Origin of the sequence: Halomonas sediminis (assembly GCF_044871105.1) — a bacterium.
Taxonomy (GTDB): Bacteria; Pseudomonadota; Gammaproteobacteria; order Pseudomonadales; family Halomonadaceae; genus Vreelandella; species Vreelandella zhuhanensis.
The window spans coordinates 1,198,068-1,216,191 of sequence record NZ_CP085246.1; the positions used below are offsets into that span (position 1 = coordinate 1,198,068).

Here is an 18,124-nt window from a genome sequence, read left to right on the forward strand (position 1 = left end):
ATGATGATACTTCTCCAGCCCGGACGTCTTCTTGCTTCCCTGCATAACGAGTGGCCTTTCAAGCTGCGGCTCAGTCTATGGTCGGCCATCATCACTGCCCTGTTCGTCGGCTGTATGGTGTCGGCCTTGGCAGTGGTGGCGACCAGCCATATGACGCGCACCCAATTTGCTCAATTGCAGCAACTAGAGCAGGAAAAAAATCAGTTGCAGACCGAATGGGGCCAGTTGCTGCTGGAAGAGGGGGCTTGGTCGACACCGGCACGTATCGAGCAGATCGCCACGCAGCGGCTGGGTATGCGTATTCCTGATGTCCATGATGTCGAGGTCATCAGGCCATGAGTATGTCGCGCCACAGTGTTACTTCCCGAGAGTCGTCGGTAGCGCCGCCGCTGGGCAGGGGTCGCATCATTTTGATGCTGGGGCTCATTCTGGTGGCGACAGCGGTATTGATGGGGCGTGTCGTGTTGCTGCAAGTGGTGGACCGGCCCTTCCTGCAAAGCCAGGGAGACGCTCGTACCCTGCGCCATGAAGCGATTCCCGCGCATCGCGGTATGATCACCGACCGTAACGGTGAGCCGTTGGCCATTTCCACGCCAGTGGTAACGCTCTGGGCCAATCCTCAGGAAATACCTGAGGATGCTATCCAGCGCATGATGCTGGCTCAGGCGCTGGGCATGTCACTAGAGAATCTCGATGCTCGGTTGGCACGCTATAGCGAGCATGAATTCATGTATTTGCGCCGGCAAATGACCCCCGATGATGCCCAGCGGGTGCTTAATCTACGCACGCCTGGGGTCTATCCTCAGCGTGAATACAAACGCTATTACCCGGCTGGCGAGGTGGCAGCCCAGTTGTTAGGGGTAACCAATGTCGATGATTTTGGTCAGGAAGGGCTAGAGCTTGCGTATCAATCTTACTTGGCAGGCCATGTGGGGCAGCGGCGAGTCATTAAAGATCGGCGGGGCCGTCTGGTGCGCGAACTGGGCGTCGTTAAAGAAGCACAGCCGGGCGGTGAGCTGACGCTTTCCATCGATCAGCGTCTGCAATACATGGCCTATCGTGAACTGCGCTCGGCAGTGGCGGAGCATGACGCCGACGGCGGCATGCTGGTGATGATGGATGCGCACACCGGTGAAGTACTGGCGATGGCCAACCTGCCTTCCTACAACCCCAACAATCGCGCAGGGCTCGACCCGCGCGGGTTGCGTAACCAAGCCATTGTCGATGTGTTCGAACCGGGTTCGGTGGTCAAGCCTCTGGCTATGGCGGCGATTCTGGAAAGTGACGTCTTCGATCGCGACGTGGTGGTGGATACCTCACCTGGGTGGATGCGTATCGATCGGTTTACCATCCATGATATCCGTGATTACGGGGAGCTGGACTTGGCAGGCATTCTGGAAAAGTCTTCCAATATTGGCATGTCACGTCTGGCCTTGGAGTTATCCGATACCACTATCTGGGAAAAGTACAATCAACTGGGTCTTGGACAAAGCCCCGGTACCGGCTTTCCGGGTGAAGCCACGGGAAGTCTGCCGGCACCGGTGCGCTGGTCGCGCAGCGAGCGTGCTGCTCTTTCCTATGGTTACGGCTTGTCGGTGTCCGCTTTGCAACTGGCCAGTGCTTACACGGCGATAGCCAATGGTGGAGAACGTTTGCCGCCCTCTCTGTTGCGCCTTTCCCAAGCGCCTGCCGGGATACCGGCAATTGAGCCAGCGATTGCCCATGATCTCCTGCAAGTCATGGAAACCTCCGTGGGAGCTTCTTCAGGGGGGCGTCGGGCACGGGTCGATGGGTATCGGGTGGGAGGCAAGACCGGCACCGTTCGCAAGAATAACAGTCAAGGTTACGCAGAAAATGCCTACCGCAGTGTTTTCGTGGGTATCGCACCGATATCCGACCCACGCATCGTGACCGTGGTGATGATCGACAACCCCAAGGCAGGGGAATTCTATGGAGGCGCAGTGGCGGCACCGGTGTTTTCCAGTGTGACCGGCAATGCGCTTCGCTTGCTGGATGTGCCGCCGGACCAACAGACGCGTTAATATCGCTTCAGGAGAACTTATGCTGCCATCCCCTAATGACCTCTTAATCGCTTTACGCTCCCTATGGCCTACCGCCACCTTCCCTTCAACTCTTCCGCCGCTACCGGACAGGGTGCGCCTGGTGATGGATTCGCGCTGCGTTAGCCAAGGCGATGTGTTCGTTGCCGTGGCCGGCACTCAATATGACGGTCGTGAGTATATCGAGGCCGCCCTGGCGGCGGGAGCGGCATTGGTGCTGGCGCATGTGAAAAGTGGCGAGGTCAAGGTGGATGGATGCGTCATTCAGTTGCCCCATCTCGGCATGCGCCTGGGGGAGCTGGGACGGGTGCTATACAAGGTGGCCGATTCACTGGATGTCATGGCCGTCACGGGGACCAACGGGAAAAGTTCGGTCACACATTATATCGCCGCTCTCAGCGAGCAGTTGGGCACGTCGGCGGGGGTAGTCGGTACCTTGGGTGTGGGTCGTTGGGGCGCTCTGATAGACAGCGGATTAACGACCCCTGGTCCCTTGGCATTGCAGGCCAGGCTGGCGGAGCTTGCCGAACAGGGCGTGACACGCATCGCGCTTGAGGCTTCCTCTCATGCGCTCGATCAGCAGCGGCTCGATGCGGTGAATGTGAAAGTCGGTGTCTTCACCAACCTGAGCCGTGATCATCTTGATTATCATGGCAGCATGGCCGCCTATGCCGCCGCCAAAGCCAAGCTGTTTCGCCGCGCCGAACTGATGCTGGCGGTGGTCAATGCCGATGACCCTCTGGCGAGATTGATGCTGGCGGGCTGCTCTAAGGACGTCAGGGTGCTGGCCGTCGGGCAGGACGAGGCCGTCACGCTACGGGTGTTGGACTGGCAGCCGCATGCGCTGGGTCAGCAGGCAATAGTGGCCACCCCGGAAGGCGAGATGGGGTTATCGCTCGCCTTGATGGGGCGCTTCAACCTGGATAACGTCTTGCTGGCGATGGCTACGCTTTATGGCTTGGGTGAGCCTTTGTCTTCGCTGTTCGCCGCTGCCGAAAAACTGTTGCCGGTACCCGGGCGCATGCAGTTGATACGTCAATCAGGCTCTCCTGGGGTGGTGATCGATTATGCCCACACGCCGGATGCGCTGGACAATGCCTTGCAGGCACTGCATGCCCATCTGGGTGACCAGGGCGCCTTGTGGTGTGTCTTCGGTTGCGGCGGTGAGCGTGACACGGGCAAGCGTGTGCAAATGGCCCGAGTTGTCGAGCAGCATGCCGACAAGATAGTGGTAACCGACGATAACCCACGTGGGGAATCCGCTGCACAGATTCGCGAGCAGATCCTAGCAGGGTTCACCCCTGAGGCGCGGGAAAACGTGTTATCCATTGCCGGTCGCCGCGAGGCAATTGCTCAGGTGCTGGCTTTGGCGGCACCCGAAGACGTTGTGTTGATTGCTGGCAAAGGCCACGAAACCTATCAGGAAGTCGATGGCGTCCGTCACCCCTATTCCGATGACGAGCAAGTACAACAGGCGCTGGCTCGGCGGCGTGCATCATGAGATTGTGGACGCTTGCAGAGGTGGCTCAAGCGCTGGCTATACCACCGCCAGCGGAGGATCTGGCATTTACCGCTATCGTCACCGACACCCGCCGGGTGGTTCCTGGGTGCTTGTTCGTGGCGCTGAAAGGCGAGCGGTTTGATGCTCATGATTTCATTGCCCAAGCGCGCGAGCAGGGTGCCGCCGCCGCCCTGGTGGCAAGGCCGGTCGCAGACATATTGCCACAAATTCAGTGTAGCGATACGCAGCTGGCGCTGGGGCTATTGGGACGTTACCGGCGCGAGTGCTGGGGCAATTCGCTGGTGGCGGTGACCGGCAATAGCGGCAAGACCACGGTCAAGGAAATTCTTGCAGTACTGCTGGGCGGCCGCGAAACGACCCTGGCCACCCAGGGTAATCTCAACAATGCTATCGGGGCGCCACTGACCCTGCTGGAGCTTGATGAGTGTCATCAATCGGCGGTAGTCGAGCTGGGCGCCAATCACTTGGGGGAAATCGCCTGGACGACTGCCATGGCCAAGCCGCAGGTGGCAGTTATCACCAATGTTACCGGCGCCCATATAGGCGAGTTTGGCGGGATGGGGAATATCGCCCAGGCCAAAGGCGAGATACTCACAGGTCTCTCGGCGGATGGAGTGGCGGTGCTCAATCTGGATGATGTCTATTACCACTTCTGGGCGGCGCTTGCCGCGCCTCGCCAAGTATGGAGTTTCGGTCTGGATGAGCGTGCCCGGGTTCACGCTCGGGCGCTTTCCTGTGATGCCTTGGGACGCTATGCTTTCACGCTGGCGGCGGCGGGGTGCGAGCTTGGTCGGGTGTCATTGCCTTTATTGGGCAAGCATAATGTGAGTAATGCACTGGCCGCTTCGGCGGCTGCGCTGGCCTTGGGAGTCGAGCCCTCTCAGGTAATTTTCCGCTTGAGTCAGGTGAGCGCCTTGCCGGGCAGGCTGTGTGCGGTAGACGGGCCGCACGGTGCATGCATTCTGGATGACAGTTACAATGCCAATCCCGGCGCGATGCAAGCCGCTCTGGAAACGCTGGCAAGCCTGCCCGGCCCGCATTGGTGTGCCTTCGGCGCCATGGGTGAGCTGGGAAGCGAGGCTGAACGTCTGCACAGCGAGGTCGGTGAGCAGGCCCAAGCTCTGGGAATCGAGGTCCTGTTGACCTTCGGTGAGGCAGCGCAGGCGGCTAGCCGGGCATTCGGCGCTGGAGGGCAACATTTCACCGATCATGCGGCGCTGGTGCGCCATGTCATTAATACTCTGCCGTCCGGAGCCAGTCTTCTGGTAAAGGGATCGCGTAGTGCGGCAATGGACACTGTCGTTGCTGCATTACGTTCGGATAAACCAAGGTAAACGCCGTTCATGTTACTTTATTTGGCGAATTTTCTAGCGCATTTTCAAAGTGCGTTTCAGGTATTCAATTATCTTACTTTGCGCGTCATTCTGGGTGCCTTGACCTCCTTGTTGATTTGCTTGTGGCTAGGGCCCTGGGTGATTCGGCGCCTGGTCGAGGGGCAGATCGGCCAAGCCGTTCGCGACGATGGTCCGCAATCGCACCTATCCAAGGCGGGAACGCCGACGATGGGCGGCGTCATGATCTTGTTGGCGATTGCCTTCAGTACGCTGATATGGGGCGACTTGAGCAGTCACTATGTATGGATCGTGCTGGGCGTCACGCTCGGCTTTGGCGCAATTGGCTGGGTCGATGATTATCGCAAGGTGGTGGAGAAGAATCCCCGCGGCTTGCCGGCCCGCTGGAAGTATCTGTGGCAGTCTGTCGTGGGGTTGGGCGCTGCGGGACTGCTGTACTTTACAGCGGCAAGTCCGGTGGAAACCAGCCTGATCCTGCCGCTGTTCAAGGACTTCGTGCTACCCCTGGGGCTGTTTTATATCGTTCTGACCTATTTCGTGATCGTGGGCAGTTCCAATGCGGTCAACTTGACCGACGGCCTTGACGGCCTGGCGATCATGCCGACGGTACTGGTGGCCATGGGACTGTCAGTATTCGCCTATGTCAGCGGTAATAGCGTCTTTGCCGACTACCTGCACATGCCGTTTATTCCAGGTGCCGGCGAACTGGCGGTATTCTGCGGCACGATCGCCGGGGCCGGGCTGGGGTTTCTCTGGTTCAATACCTATCCCGCTCAGGTGTTCATGGGTGACGTAGGTGCTTTGGCGCTGGGGGCGGCGCTAGGTGTCGTGGCGGTGATCGTGCGTCAGGAAATCGTACTGTTCATCATGGGTGGCATTTTCGTTGTGGAAACGTTGTCGGTGATACTGCAGGTGGGCTCTTACAAACTCACCGGGCGACGCATTTTCCGCATGGCCCCGCTACATCACCATTATGAACTCAAGGGCTGGCCGGAGCCTCGCGTGATCGTGCGTTTCTGGATCATCACCGTGGTACTGGTGCTGTTGGGCCTGGCGACACTCAAGCTTCGTTGAACCGCCTGTCGGGCGCCGTTCAAGGCGACAAGGAACCTTCGATGGTCAAGGTACCCAAGGGTTTGACACTGGTGGTCGGGCTTGGCATTTCTGGGCGGGCGATTTGTCGCCATCTCGAACGTTGCCAGGTCGCTTTCATGGTGGCGGATACGCGGGCCACTCCGCCGGGCATTGACGAATTTCACGTCGCTCATCCCGGCGTGAAGGTGCATTGCGGCGCGCTCTCTGAACTGGATCTTTCCGAAGTGGAAGAAGTGGTGCTCAGCCCCGGCATTGACCCCATGGCACCGGGGCTGGAAATGTTGACGGAGCAAATCAATCCCGTTACCGGGGAGCCGCGTCTGGTGGGTGAAATCGCGCTGTTCGTACGCGCTGCCAAGGCGCCGATTGCGGCGATTACCGGATCCAATGCCAAGTCCACGGTGACCACCCTGTTGGGAGAAATGGCGGTGGAATCCGGCATAAAGGCTGCCGTGGGCGGAAACCTGGGCACGCCGGCACTCGATCTGCTCGCCGATGAGCCCGAGGCACCGCTGTATATTCTGGAACTCTCCAGCTTTCAATTGGAAACCACGCCGCATCTGGGCGCGGCAAGCGCGGCCTTTCTCAACCTGAGTGAAGATCATCTCGACCGCCATGGGGATATGCAGGCATATCAGGCCACCAAGCAACGCATTTTTAACGGTGCCCAACATGGGGTGGTCAATGCCGATGATGCTTATACTTGGCCGTCTCGCCCGGTTGTTTCACAGGCGTGTTTTACCCTGAACCCCCCCGAGGGGAATCAATGGGGTATCGCCGACCAGGCAGGCGAGCCTTGGTTGATGCAAGGCGCCACGCCTTGGTTGTCGATAGCCGAGTTGAAAATGCCGGGACGCCATAATCAGGCCAATGCCTTGGCTTCTCTGGCGATGGGTCAGGCCCTGGGGTTCAAGCGCAACGCCATGCTCGAGGTGTTGAAGCGCTTCAAGGGGCTTGCTCATCGTACCGAGGTGGTGGGTGAGATCAACGGCGTCACTTGGATCAATGACTCCAAGGGCACGAATGTGGGCGCTACCCTGGCAGCCATCGAAGGGATCGGCGGTACTCTTTCCGGGCGGTTGATTCTCCTGGCGGGAGGCGTGGGCAAGGGGGCGGATTTCACGCCGCTTGCCGGCCCCTTGTCCCGCTGTGCTCGCTTGGTGCTGGTGTTCGGGACTGATGCAGAACATCTCTGCGCGGCCTTGAAAGACAGTGTCGATGTTCAAAAAATGGACCAGATGCACCAGGCCATTCAAGCTGCCCATGCCGTCGCTGAGCCAGGAGATTGTGTGTTGCTGTCTCCGGCCTGTGCGAGTCTCGATCAATTTGCCAACTATCAGGAACGTGGCGATATCTTTCGCGGCGAAGTGTCCAGGTTGGCGACCCAGGCCAGCCAGCAGGAGGCGACATGAATCGCTGGAAACGTTTTTGCCAAGCGGTTTCAACCCGCCAACTTCCGTGCGATGTGTGGTTGATCTTGGCCGCGATATTGTTAGCGGGACTGGGCTGGGTGATGGTCAGTTCGGCTTCCATCGGCTTGTTGGAAGACAGTTATCACTACAGCAAGCAACATGGAGTCTTCCTGATAGTGGCCATCGGGGCGCTGTTTTTCACGCTCTGTGTTCCCCTTGAGGTCTGGCGACAGAATGCCAGCTTGTTGCTGGTCATCAGCATCGCCATGTTGCTCCTGGTCCTGGTGATCGGTCAGGAGATCAACGGCAGCAAACGTTGGATTGCCTTGCCCGGCCCACTACCCAGTTTGCAGGTCTCCGAGTTTGCCAAGGTGGGGGTGATTATCTACATGGCCGCGTTCATGTCGCGATTTGCCTATGAGCTACGCCATCGTGCCTTCAGTTTGTGGCGCCCTCTGGCGGTGCTCGCCGTACCTATAGGGCTATTGTTTCTGGCCCCGGATTTCGGGGGCATGGTGGTATTTACCGCTTGCGTGATAGGCATGTTGATGATGGCTGGCGCTTCCTTGACGTTACTATTGGGAAGCGGTGGCTTTTTGGCTGCAGGCGCAGTGCTGCTGGTGGCCAATGAGCCCTATCGCTTGGCGCGTTGGACCAGTTTCCTCGACCCTTGGGCGGATCAATTCGCCACGGGGTATCAATTGACTCAGGCGCTGATTGCCTTCGGGCGTGGCCATGTGACCGGCACCGGCTTGGGTAACAGCGTACAGAAATTGCACTACCTACCCGAAGCGCATACCGACTTCATTTTCGCCGTGGTGGCCGAAGAGCTGGGTATGCTGGGGGCAATCAGCGTGGTGCTGCTTTTCGCCCTGCTGATTGTCCGGGCCATGTTGATCGGGCGGCGCGCGGAAATGGCCGGCCACCTGTTCGCCTCCTACATGAGTTACGGTATCGGTTTTATCATTGCCGCTCAGGCTTTCATCAACATGGCGGTGAGCTCAGGCCTATTACCTACCAAGGGATTGACGCTGCCGCTGGTGAGTTATGGCGGCTCGAGTCTATTGGTTACCGGCATCATGCTGGGACTTTTGCTGCGCGCCGATGCTGAAACTCGTCGTCAACCCCAGCGTGCATCCACCCCTTACAAGGCGCGTCATGAGCCTCGGCTGTCGCGGAGCGGTGTCAGGTCGCAATCGGTTCAAAGGAGCAAACAGTGATTACGACATCAGCTCGGCGCATTCTAATCATGGCGGGGGGAACCGGTGGCCATGTGATTCCCGCGCTTTCTCTGGCGCGCTCATTAAGCGCCCAGGGCGTTGAAGTGCAGTGGCTGGGAAGTCCAAAAGGGATTGAAAACCGTCTGGTGCCCGAAGCGGGTATTCCCTTGCATCATGTCGCTATCAGCGGCTTGAGAGGCAAGGGGCTGAGTGGTTGGCTCAAAGCACCACTCAATCTCAGCCGTGCGGTGTGGCAAGCGCGCCGAGTGATCACTGACTTCGACCCTCAACTGGTGGTGGGAATGGGAGGGTTCGCCAGCGGCCCCGGGGGGCTTGCCGCCTGGCTGTGTCGCAAACCGTTGGTGGTGCATGAGCAAAATGCCGTGGCCGGATTAACCAATCGCGTGTTGTCACGTCTGGCTCGGCAAACCTATGCGGCTTTTCCTGACGCATTCGGTGACCGGGCGGAGGTCGTCGGTAACCCGGTGCGTGAAGACATCGCCGCATTGGGGAACAGTCCCCGTACGGTCGAGGAGATGCAGAAACGCCCCTTGCGCCTGCTGGTGGTCGGGGGGTCGCTTGGGGCGGTATCGCTAAATGAACGTCTGCCGCAGGCATTGGCCGCGCTTGCCACCGAGCAGCGTCCCGAGGTATGGCATCAGGCCGGACGTGACCGGGACGAGGATACCTTGGCGCGCTACCGGAAATATGGGATGCCGGCGAAGGTCAGCGCCTTTATCGATGATATGGCGGAAGCCTACGCCTGGGCCGACCTGGTGGTGTGCCGTGCCGGTGCCTTGACGGTGGCGGAGCTGGCTGCCGCTGCCAAGCCCTCATTGCTGGTACCGTTCCCTTATGCCGTGGATGACCATCAGCGAATCAATGCCCAGGTATTGGTAAATGCCGGTGCCGCCGTCTGTGTGGTGCAATCGGCACTCTCTGAAGACGAACTCAAGAGGCAGCTGACTCAGCTGCTCAAACTAGAGACACTGGCCACCATGGCTGCCAAGGCACGCCAGGCCGCCCGCCTGGATGCCACCCAACGCCTGGCAACCGGCTGCATGGCCCTAGCATTTCAAGGAGACACCGCGTGACCGATTCTTCGATTCAGCCCCTTTCCCGGCCGATTCCCGCCACACCCCAGGGGCCGGGAATGCGCCGTATCCACCGCATTCATTTCGTGGGTATCGGCGGGGCGGGCATGTGCGGTATCGCCGAAGTTCTTGCCAACCAAGGGTATGCCGTCAGCGGCAGCGACCTCAAGGAGTCGGCGGTATTGCAGCGCCTGCGTGACTGCGCGGTTCGCGTGATGATCGGGCATGCGGAAACCCATGTCAGCGGTGCCGATGTGGTGGTGGTGTCGAGCGCGATCGATGAGAGCAATCCGGAAATACGTTGGGCCAATGAACACCGAGTGCCGGTAGTGCGCCGCGCCGAAATGCTGGCCGAACTGATGCGTTTTCGCCATGGTATCGCTGTGGCGGGAACTCATGGAAAGACCACCACGACTAGTCTGACGGCCACCTTGTTGGCGGAAGGTGGATTGGACCCGACCTTCGTGATCGGTGGCAAATTGACCAGTGCCGGGACCAATGCGCGCTTGGGAGAAGGTGATTACCTGGTGGCGGAAGCCGATGAATCGGATGCCTCCTTTCTGCATCTGCAGCCCATGATGTCGATCGTCACTAACATCGATGCCGATCACATGGCGACCTACGGCGGTGATTTCGAGCGCTTGAAAAGCACCTTCATCGAGTTTCTGCATAACCTGCCTTTCTATGGCCTGGCGGTGCTATGCATCGATGACCCCCATGTGCGCGGTCTTCGTGATCAGGTCAAGCGTCAGTTTGTTACCTATGGCTTTGACGAGGATGCCGATTATCGCATCGTTGATTTCCGCCAGGCCGGTGGCGAGGTGCAATTTACCGCCCTGCGGCCGGGGGGGGCTGCATCTCTTGACGTGCATTTGGCGATGCCGGGACGCCATAACGCCTTGAATGCCATGGCAGCGATTGTCGTGGCTACCGATGCCGGCGTGAACGACGTTGCGATCCTGCGGGGATTGGCAGGCTTTGCCGGTGTCGGCCGGCGCTTTCAGGTGCATGGAAACTTCTCCCTGCCGGGTGTCGAGGGCGAGGTCATGCTGGTGGACGACTACGGACACCACCCCCGTGAAGTGGACATGATTATCCAGGCGGTGCGCGCCGGCTGGCCGGAGCGTCGCCTGGTCATGCTGTACCAGCCTCATCGTTACAGCCGGACCCGAGATCTCTACGAAGATTTCGTGCGTGTGTTGTCGGGCGTGGATACCTTGGTACTGCTGGACGTATACAGTGCTGGAGAGGCGATGATTCCCGGAGCCGAGGGACGTACCCTGGCAGGCTCGATTCGTCAGCGTGGCGAGGTGGATCCCTTGTTTGTGGAACATAAAAACGAATTACCCCCGTTATTGGCGCGGATCTTGCGCCCAGGAGACATTCTTATCACTCAAGGCGCGGGGGATGTAGGAGGTATTGCCCAGCGCTTGGCGCAAGCGAAACTAATGATGGAGGAGGTGGTTCTGTGAGCAAATTATCGCGTTCTCAGGATTCAGGCTGGGGCGACGTCATGGTGATTTACGGCGGTCGCTCCGCCGAACGCGAGGTGTCGCTTAAAAGTGGTGCCGCAGTGCTGGAAGCGCTTCGTCGATCAGGGGTTTCAGCCTTTGGCTACGACCCGGTTGAAGGCGGCCTGGGAGGGCTGGAAACCCTGTCGCCTTCACGGGTTTTCATTGCCTTGCATGGCCGTGGCGGTGAAGACGGCACCCTTCAGGGAGCGTTGGAATTACTCGGCATTCCCTACACTGGAAGCGGTGTGCTGGCCTCCGCGCTGGGGATGGACAAGCAACGCACCAAGCAGATTTGGCAAGCACTCGGCCTGCCTACTCCGGAAAGCATCATGCTGCAGCCCGACTCGGATTGGAGCCAAGTGGTAGAGATGCTGGGCTTGCCCTTGATCGTCAAACCGGTACACGAAGGTTCCACCTTGGGAATCAGTATCGTGAAAAGCCAGGCTGCCTTGGAAGCCGCTTATCAGGATGCGGCTCGCTTCGATGCTCGAGTGATGGCCGAGCGCTTCATCCAGGGAGAGGAGTACACAGTGGCTCTGCTGGGTGATCAAGCGCTGCCGGCGATTCGAGTCGAGGTACCTGGCGGCTTCTATGATTACGAGGCCAAGTACGTTTCCAATACCACCCGTTACCACATACCCTGCGGGTTGAATGAAGCCGATGAAGCTGCGCTTGCGAGACTCTGCCAGGAGGCGTATGCCGCTACCGGCGGGGAAGGATGGGGGCGTGTGGATGTCATGCGCGATGCTCAGGGGCGCTTCTGGTTGCTGGAAGTTAATACCGTTCCGGGTATGACCGACCACAGCCTGGTGCCTCAGGCAGCCGCATACGCTGGTATCGACTTTGATGCCTTGGTTTGTCGGATACTCGAGACAGCCGGGAAGCAGGGCGGACAATGACACGGCGTAATGCCTGGTGGGGCGTGTTATTGCTGGGTCTGCTGCTAGGGGCTGGCGGCAGGGCGCTGTGGCTATGGCTGGATCGCCCGATCGAGCGAGTGTCCATTCACGGTGAATGGGAGCATGTCAGCGCAGATTATCTGCGAACCCAGCTTGCCCCCTTGGTGCAAGGGTCGACCTGGTTGTCGGTAGACTTGGGGGAGCTGCGCGAGCAAGCGCTTGAGATAGGCTGGCTGCAAGAAGTCAGGTTGTCGCGAGAGTGGCCTGATGCCTTGGCATTTGAGCTGGTGGAACAACAGCCGGTGGCACGCTGGAACGATGACTTTCTACTCAATCCAGAGGGTGAGCCCTTTGCGTTTGCGCCCTTGACAGCGCCATCCGAACTGCCCGACCTAGCGGGGCCGGCGGGCAGCGGAAAAGAAGTGTTGGTTTATTATCAACGACTTGTTCCTAGGCTTGAGTCTTTGGCATTGAAGTTGACGCAGCTTAGGCTTGAGCCGCGTGGCGCGTGGCGCTTACAAATGGATGATCGCGTTTGGGTAATGTTGGGGCGTCGTCAACATGAGGTGCGTCTGGCACGTTTGTCGGCTTCCTGGGAGCGTGAACTGCATCGTCAGGCTACCCAGATACGCTACATAGACTTGCGCTATCCTAACGGGGTGGCTGTCGCTTGGCACGGAGAAAGCGAGTTTGATTCCATTGCTGCCTCAGAGGAGGCTGTGTCTAACGATCGATAATTTGAACGTTAGACGCTAAAAAGACTTAAGTATTTAGTGGGCGAAAAATTTTAGTATTGCTAATGAGAAAGTATGCATTGAAGCGAAAATTCGAGCCATAAATTCTGTTTACTTAAAAGTAAGCAGTTGCCAACGCCCTGCGCAGGGTTTTAATTGGCTTGAAGGATCAGTATTGTAGACCGAACTAGTCGTATAGCGTCTTGGGTTCCTATACTATGGCTCTTGCAAGTTGCAAAATCTGGGTGAATCTTGTAGGCCAAGTTTATTATTGCATTGATAAAAGTTGTGCTTATTTGTCGCTGGTTATTGGCCGCCTTGCCCTTGGGTGGTTCGTCAATGCAGGTAGCTGTGCAAAACGGCTGCTAAAAATGGCCGTTGAATATCTTGTGTTAAATAAATTGTTATATTTTGTTGTCGTTAGCATCAGGGGCTAAAGACTACTATTTTGAAGTAACCAGAAGGAGAATACCCGACTCATGGCAGGCTTACCCAACGCATCCAACATGGTAGTCGGGCTGGACATTGGTACGTCCAAGGTCGTCGCAATAGTCGGCCAACGAACCGATGACGGAGGAATTGAAATTGCCGGTATTGGTTCGCATCCTTCCCGGGGTATGAAACGTGGCGTTGTTATCAATATCGAGTCCACGGTTCAATCGATTCAGCGCGCGGTCGAGGAAGCAGAATTAATGGCAGGCTGCGACATTCACTCGGTATATGTCGGGGTCGCAGGTAGTCATATCAGCTCAATGAATTCCGATGGCGTGGTGGCGATCAAAGAGCGAGAGGTCACTCCTTCGGATATAGAACGTGTCATTGATTCCGCACGTGCGCGCGCCATTTCCGAAGGTCAGCGTGTCCTTCACGTCTTGCCTCAAGAATTTTCTATCGATGCACAAGGCGGAATCCGCGAGCCACTGGGGATGTCGGGGGTGCGTCTTGAAGCGCAAGTGCATCTAGTAACAGCGGCTATGAATGCCGTGCAGAATATTGAAAAATGCGTACGGCGCTGTGGGCTTGAGGTTGATGCGATTATTCTGGAGCAACTTGCCTCAAGCATGGCGGTATTGACTGAAGATGAGCGCGAACTGGGTGTCTGCATGGTGGATATCGGGGGCGGTACCACTGACATGGCGGTGTTCAGCGAAGGCGCCATTCGACATACGGCGGTGATTCCTATTGCGGGGGACCAAGTTACCAATGATATTGCCATGGCACTTCGTACACCGACTCAGCACGCTGAAGAAATCAAGGTTAAGTACGCCTGCGCTCTGACACAACTTGCTGCTAGTGATGAAATGATCAAGGTGCCGAGTGTGGGTGATCGACCGGCGCGGGATTTGTCGCGTCAAGCGTTGGCGGAGGTGGTCGAACCGCGTTATGAAGAACTTTTTACGTTAATTCGTGACGAACTGAGGCGTAGTGGTTACGAAGATATGGTAGCCGCAGGTGTCGTATTGACCGGCGGAACATCGCGGATGGAAGGTGTCAGCGAGCTTGCCGAAGAAATCTTCCACATGCCGGTGCGTATTGCGTCACCGCAGAATGTGAAAGGGCTTGCCGATGTGGTGCGTAACCCGATTTATGCCACGGGCGTGGGTTTACTGCATTATGCTCTTAAAGAAGGGCCTAATGAGCATAGTCGGCAAAGCCAAGTGGGAGTAAGCTCGGCATCAACGGGGCGTCATGACGTCTCTCGGCGCGATGACAAGAATGGCAATACGGCGCTGGCAAGAGTCAAAGGCTGGTTCAAAGGAAATTTCTGACAGGACCGCAAGCGCGGTTCAGGAGACGGGGCTTATGTTCGAATTGATAGATAACGCACCCTCGAGCAGTGCGGTCATCAAGGTAGTGGGTGTTGGCGGTGGCGGTGGTAATGCTGTCAATCATATGGTGGAAAGCAATATTGAGGGTGTGGAGTTCATTTGCTTCAATACAGATGCTCAAGCCCTTAAGCGTGTTTCCGCCAAGACTGTGCTGCAGTTGGGCAGTGAGATAACCAAAGGGCTTGGCGCCGGAGCAAATCCCGACGTGGGGCGCCAAGCCGCGATGGAAGACCGTGATCGCATTGCCGAACTCTTGAGCGGTGCCGACATGGTGTTTATCACAGCCGGTATGGGCGGCGGCACAGGAACCGGTGGTGCGCCGGTGGTAGCTCAGGTAGCCAAGGAACTGGGTATTCTGACGGTTGCCGTTGTGACCCGGCCTTTCCCGTTTGAAGGACCGAAGCGCATGCGTGCAGCGGAAGAGGGCATGAAAGAGCTCTCCGAGCATGTCGACTCCTTGATCACGATTCCCAACGAAAAGTTACTGTCGGTATTGGGCAAGAACGCAACCCTGTTGACCGCCTTTAGTGCTGCCAACGATGTATTGCTGGGTGCCGTCCAAGGCATCGCCGAGCTGATCACCAGCCCGGGTATCATCAACGTCGACTTTGCCGACGTTCGCACGGTCATGTCGGAAATGGGCATGGCGATGATGGGAACAGGCGGTGCGACCGGTGAAAATCGTGCCCGTGAAGCGGCAGAAAAGGCCATTCGCAGCCCATTGTTGGAAGATATCGATCTGCACGGTGCTCGAGGCATCCTGGTCAATATCACTGCCGGCCCAGACTTGTCGATTGGCGAATTCAATGATGTCGGTGCGACGGTGCAAGAATTTGCTTCGCAGGAAGCCACTATCGTTGTGGGTACTTCCATCGACATGGAAATGTCCGACGAACTGCGCGTTACCGTCGTGGCAGCTGGATTGGATGGTCAGCAGACCAAGAAAACAGCGCGTGAGCCTGTCCGGCGTACCGCTGCCGATTCATCGGATTATCGCAAGCTGCAGCAGCCTACCGTAATGCGTCAGCAGGCCACGGCACGTGCAGAGGCGAAAGAGCCGGCAAAGCCGCGCCCGGAAAAGCGGCGAGCCAGTGAGGCGGACGACTATCTGGACATTCCGGCGTTTTTACGCCGTCAAGCGGATTGATCTGAGTAAAATTGATCCTTGCCAAGCAGTATATTGCAATAGCAAACGGGCGTTTCTTTTGTGGAAATGCTCGTTTGCTGTTAAAGTGAACACTGTTCGTTAAGTTGATTTTCCGTTTTTATGTCCATTTCGTCACCGTCACCAGAGTCCGGGTATCGCCCATGATCAGACAACGCACCCTGCAAAATGTCATCCGCGCCACTGGAGTGGGGCTGCACTCCGGAAAGAAGGTTCATCTGGCGCTGCGCCCTGCTCCGGTCAATACCGGTATCGTTTTCGTCAGGACCGATCTCGACCCTGTCGTTGAAGTGCCGGCACGGGCCGCACTGGTCGAAGACACCACATTGTGCACGGCTCTATCGCTTGAGGGGGTCAAGGTGGCAACCGTGGAGCACCTGATGTCGGCATTTGCCGGTTTGGGTATCGATAATGCTTATGTCGATGTTAGTGCACCTGAAGTCCCGATCATGGATGGTAGCGCCAGTCCTTTTGTATTCCTGATTCAGTCCGCGGGTATCCTGGAGCAGGACGCACCTAAAAAATTCATCCGTATCAAGCGTAAGGTGACGGTCCAGGCGGATGACAAGGAAGCCACGTTCCTGCCTCATCATGGATTCAAAGTGTCGTTCGCGATTGATTTTGATCATCCTGTATTCGATCAGCAGAAGCAGACAGCGTTGATCGATTTCTCCACGACCTCCTTTGTCAAGGAAGTCGCGCGAGCACGCACTTTTGGTTTCATGCGCGACCTTGAGTTTCTGCGCGCCAATAACCTGGCGCTCGGCGGAAGCCTGGACAATGCCATCGTGATCGATGATTATCGCATCGTGAATGAAGGTGGGTTGCGCTACGAAGATGAGTTCGTCAAACACAAGGTGCTGGATGCCATCGGCGATCTCTACCAGTTGGGGTATAGTCTGATCGGCGAATTCCGCGGCGTGAAATCAGGCCATGCATTGAATAACCAGTTGTGCCGTGAATTGTTGGCGCAACCGGATGCCTATGAAATCGTTACGTTTGAAGAGGAAAAAGCCATCGCTCCAATTTCCTATTCAGCGCCGGCGATGGCATAAGATAGCGACTTGTTTTACACATGACGTTTAAAGGCACTGCGACTTTCGCGGTGCCTTTTGCTATGTGACATTCAAGGTGGTGGTCGAATCTATGCTATGGCGGAGTCATGGTGTCCGGGAGGATGTTGCGTGGCTCGCAAGTCGTTGCAATGCGTCTTTCAGCCCAGGGTCGGCCACATCATCGGCACAGCGCACCAAAGTATCGCCTGCTGTATCGGAAAGTGTGCGGGTGTTGCGAACAGGCGCTTTCGGCGGGCGAACAGGGCGTACCTTGAGGGTCAGGCCGGTGATCGATTCGAAGCCCGGCAGTTGATGAAGCAGGGAAATCAGGCGAGATTGTTCGAAACGTAGCCAAGTCAGCCAGACGGCACGGTTGGTAATCACGGTCAAGCGCCCTTGGCTATACCCCCCTACGAAGACATATTCCCGCATTTCCTCGGGCAGGTGGGCACGTAAATGGCGCTGGGCCAGATCAATCAGGCGCGACTGGCGCATCAAGTGGCCCAGCCCGCCTGGTTCGTTCAGGAGTCGGGAGATGGGCTGGGCGCGTGAGCGCTTAACCTTTATACTCATGGCCTTGATTCCTGAGGAAACTCCCTCATCTTGTGTTCTCCGAGGTATTTTCCTGAATTTTTTTATAGGATCTGCTTTCAGAGATAGTTCTTCGAGATAGTTCTTTCGGATTCAGATTGCTTCGGTTCGGCGTGTAGCGTCGCACCGGTATTCATTCAGCGCAAGAGCCTAACACGCTCAGGAGCCAGTCCACAGCATGTCGTTGCCTTCTGTCTTGCCGGCTGCCGCACCGAGGCGCCAACGTCGCCATGGGGTTGCCCGGTGGTGGTTGGCCGGCCTACTGGTTAGCTGTTTACTGCCTGCGGGGCTTGGCCAAACCGACACCTTGCGTATTGGTGAACGCGTGGTCTCGGTATGTTTTTGGATGCCGGCTATCTTGCGGGCTCGTTCGCATTGGTTTGCCAAACGTCGCAAGGCGCATCCTCGCTCCCGTGTGTTGCGTATCCTTCCCGTACTGGCTGTGCGGCTTCCGCCGGCCTTCGGCCTCGGCATGAAATTGCCCATGCCCGCCGCTCATGATGTGTTGACACAACGCGGTCCTCCTGTCTCGACCTGATGCCATTCGGCAAAGTGACTACGACATACGAGGGTCTCGGGCCA

16 protein-coding genes are annotated in these 18,124 nt (G+C 57.4%); 15 read left to right on the forward strand and 1 reads right to left on the reverse strand.

What is annotated here, in order from left to right:
* Positions 1-3: 3 nt before the first annotated feature.
* From ftsL to lpxC, 14 genes are all read left to right on the forward strand, one after another.
* Positions 4-339 (forward strand): cell division protein FtsL, encoded by a 336-nt coding sequence (gene ftsL / locus LG290_RS05850; RefSeq protein ID WP_160417258.1) that lies wholly within the window; start codon positions 4-6, stop codon positions 337-339.
* Positions 336-2,042 (forward strand): peptidoglycan D,D-transpeptidase FtsI family protein, encoded by a 1,707-nt coding sequence (locus LG290_RS05855; RefSeq protein ID WP_160417047.1) that lies wholly within the window; start codon positions 336-338, stop codon positions 2,040-2,042. Before ftsL ends, LG290_RS05855 begins: the two co-directional genes overlap by 4 nt.
* A gap of 19 nt (positions 2,043-2,061) precedes the next feature.
* Complete coding sequence (locus LG290_RS05860; RefSeq protein WP_499836625.1) at positions 2,062-3,561, forward strand: UDP-N-acetylmuramoyl-L-alanyl-D-glutamate--2,6-diaminopimelate ligase; 1,500 nt, start codon at positions 2,062-2,064, stop codon at positions 3,559-3,561.
* Entirely contained in the window at positions 3,558-4,916 is a 1,359-nt protein-coding gene (locus LG290_RS05865; RefSeq protein ID WP_499836626.1) for a UDP-N-acetylmuramoyl-tripeptide--D-alanyl-D-alanine ligase, read from the forward strand. The genes LG290_RS05860 and LG290_RS05865 overlap by 4 nt, the downstream gene beginning before the upstream one ends.
* A gap of 9 nt (positions 4,917-4,925) precedes the next feature.
* Positions 4,926-6,008, forward strand: a complete 1,083-nt coding sequence (gene mraY / locus LG290_RS05870) for a phospho-N-acetylmuramoyl-pentapeptide-transferase (protein ID WP_499836627.1) — start codon at positions 4,926-4,928, stop codon at positions 6,006-6,008.
* Between the two features lie 41 nt (positions 6,009-6,049).
* Entirely contained in the window at positions 6,050-7,441 is a 1,392-nt protein-coding gene (murD, locus tag LG290_RS05875; RefSeq protein WP_499836628.1) for a UDP-N-acetylmuramoyl-L-alanine--D-glutamate ligase, read from the forward strand.
* Positions 7,438-8,661, forward strand: coding sequence for a putative lipid II flippase FtsW (ftsW, locus tag LG290_RS05880; protein ID WP_499836629.1), 1,224 nt, complete (start codon positions 7,438-7,440; stop codon positions 8,659-8,661). The genes murD and ftsW overlap by 4 nt, the downstream gene beginning before the upstream one ends.
* Before the next feature lie 29 nt (positions 8,662-8,690).
* Entirely contained in the window at positions 8,691-9,755 is a 1,065-nt protein-coding gene (murG, locus tag LG290_RS05885) for an undecaprenyldiphospho-muramoylpentapeptide beta-N-acetylglucosaminyltransferase (RefSeq protein ID WP_499837045.1), read from the forward strand.
* Positions 9,756-9,814: 59 nt separating this feature from the next.
* The gene (murC, locus tag LG290_RS05890) at positions 9,815-11,227 is read left to right on the forward strand and encodes a UDP-N-acetylmuramate--L-alanine ligase (protein ID WP_499837046.1); all 1,413 of its coding nucleotides are present in this window, start codon (positions 9,815-9,817) and stop codon (positions 11,225-11,227) included.
* Between the two features lie 41 nt (positions 11,228-11,268).
* A complete protein-coding gene (locus LG290_RS05895; RefSeq protein ID WP_499837047.1) occupies positions 11,269-12,168 on the forward strand; it encodes a D-alanine--D-alanine ligase in 900 nt (299 codons plus the stop codon).
* On the forward strand, positions 12,165-12,905 hold the full coding sequence (locus LG290_RS05900) for a cell division protein FtsQ/DivIB (protein WP_499836630.1): 741 nt from the start codon (positions 12,165-12,167) through the stop codon (positions 12,903-12,905). The genes LG290_RS05895 and LG290_RS05900 overlap by 4 nt, the downstream gene beginning before the upstream one ends.
* A 476-nt stretch (positions 12,906-13,381) precedes the next feature.
* Entirely contained in the window at positions 13,382-14,671 is a 1,290-nt protein-coding gene (gene ftsA, locus LG290_RS05905; protein WP_160417039.1) for a cell division protein FtsA, read from the forward strand.
* Between the two features lie 34 nt (positions 14,672-14,705).
* Entirely contained in the window at positions 14,706-15,878 is a 1,173-nt protein-coding gene (gene ftsZ / locus LG290_RS05910) for a cell division protein FtsZ (protein ID WP_114487651.1), read from the forward strand.
* A gap of 161 nt (positions 15,879-16,039) precedes the next feature.
* On the forward strand, positions 16,040-16,951 hold the full coding sequence (lpxC, locus tag LG290_RS05915; RefSeq protein WP_499836631.1) for a UDP-3-O-acyl-N-acetylglucosamine deacetylase: 912 nt from the start codon (positions 16,040-16,042) through the stop codon (positions 16,949-16,951).
* A gap of 105 nt (positions 16,952-17,056) precedes the next feature.
* Here lpxC and LG290_RS05920 read toward each other — a convergent pair whose 3' ends face one another.
* The gene (locus LG290_RS05920) at positions 17,057-17,524 is read right to left on the reverse strand and encodes a DUF721 domain-containing protein (protein WP_160417037.1); all 468 of its coding nucleotides are present in this window, start codon (positions 17,522-17,524) and stop codon (positions 17,057-17,059) included.
* Positions 17,525-17,720: 196 nt separating this feature from the next.
* Here LG290_RS05920 and LG290_RS05925 point away from each other — a divergent pair, with 196 nt between their 5' ends.
* Positions 17,721-18,080, forward strand: coding sequence for a hypothetical protein (locus tag LG290_RS05925; protein WP_160417036.1), 360 nt, complete (start codon positions 17,721-17,723; stop codon positions 18,078-18,080).
* Positions 18,081-18,124: the final 44 nt, after the last annotated feature.